Raw genomic sequence first — 1,651 nt, forward strand, 5'->3', positions numbered from 1 at the left:
CAGCATTACTTTCGCTGTTAAACCAACGGATGCTTCACAGGCCATTTCTCTAATCAAAAAAGAGTTCGAACTGGAGTTAGACGCTAAAAAACTAGAACTTCCGGAAGTTGAAAATAACCTTTCAGTTTTGGCCATCGTTGGCGAAAACATGAAACGTACACCAGGTATGAGCGGACGTTTGTTCAGCGCTTTAGGCCGCAACGGTATCAATGTAAGGGCTATTGCTCAGGGATCTTCAGAATACAACATTTCGGTAATCATCAGCAAAGACGATTTATCGAAAGCAGTAAATGCAGTGCACGACGCTTTCTTTACCGACCTGAAAAGAACATTAAACGTTTTCTGCCTGGGCACTGGAAACATTGGCAAAACCTTGTTTAACCAACTGAAAGAACAGATGCCTTTCTTAGCGGCGAATAACGATTTACAGGTTAAGATAACGGGCATCAGCAATACACGAAAAATGATTTTCAGCCCTGATGGCCTTTCGTTAGAAAATTGGGAAACTGAATTGAATACAAATGGCGAACAGGCAGATTTAGCGGGTTTTGTTGCCAAAATGAAAGCCCTAAACTTACCAAACTGCGTTTTTGTAGACAACACCGCTGCAGAATCACCAATAGAATTTTATCAGGGCATATTCGAAAGCAGCATTTCGGTAGTAACCTGCAATAAAAAAGGAAACTCGGCAGATTACGCCCAGTATAAATCATTTAAAGATACCGCCCGCAAATTTGGTGTAGATTTTTATTACGAAACCAATGTTGGCGCAGGCCTGCCGATTATCCGCACACTGCGCGAGCTGATGATGAGTGGTGATAAGGTAGCGCGGATTGAAGCGATTTTATCAGGAACCATTTCTTACATCTTCAATAATTTTAAAGGTGATGCCGGTTTTTACGAAACTGTAAAGGAAGCTCAGGAACTTGGTTATACTGAACCAGATCCTCGCGACGACTTGAATGGAAAAGATTTTATGCGTAAAATGCTGATCCTTGCCCGTGATGCTGGTTATCCGTTAGAAGCCAGTGATGTAAAAATCGATAACATTTTGCCAGAAGCCTGCCTAAATGCTACATCGGTTGAAGATTTCTATTCAGAATTACAGGCGAATGCAGCATACTTCGAAAATTTAAAGAATACCGCAGCCAACGATGGAAAAGTTTTGCGTTACATCGGTAAGCTTGAAAATGGAAATGTAGAAATCAGCCTGCAAATGGTTGACGACAGTCATCCTTTTTATATGCTCTCGGGAAGTGATAATATTATCTCTTTTACAACCGATCGTTACAAAACCCGCCCGTTGGTAGTAAAAGGCCCTGGTGCTGGTGCAGAAGTTACCGCTGCCGGAGTTTTTGCGGATATCATTAACGTAGGTACTTTAAATAAGTAGCAAGATGAATTCGGTTTTAGACAAAAAGAACGAGATCCTTCAGCTGGTTAATCAGGCGATGATCGATTTCGAAAATATTCCGGATGAGGCCTGGAATAATAAACCGCAGCTTTTAAAATGGTCTAAAAAGGAACTGTTGGGGCATTTGGTAGATAGTGCAGTTAATAACATCCGTCGTTTGGTTGTTGGACAATACGAACAAGGGGTTAAAATTATTTATCATCAGGATGAATGGGTAAACTACCAAAACTACCAGGA

The 1,651-nt window shown here is 41.2% G+C and carries 2 protein-coding genes; both read left to right on the forward strand.

Annotation, left to right across the window (positions count from 1 at the left end; all coding sequences use genetic code 11):
* The coding region (locus AC1DPQ_RS26970) for an ACT domain-containing protein (protein WP_477611458.1) at positions 1 to 1,393 on the forward strand (1,393 nt) is incomplete at its 5' end.
* Positions 1,394 to 1,397: 4 nt separating this feature from the next.
* The coding region (locus AC1DPQ_RS26975) for a DinB family protein (protein WP_477611459.1) at positions 1,398 to 1,651 on the forward strand (254 nt) is incomplete at its 3' end.

Source organism: Pedobacter sp. 01T416_2, from assembly GCF_056398925.1.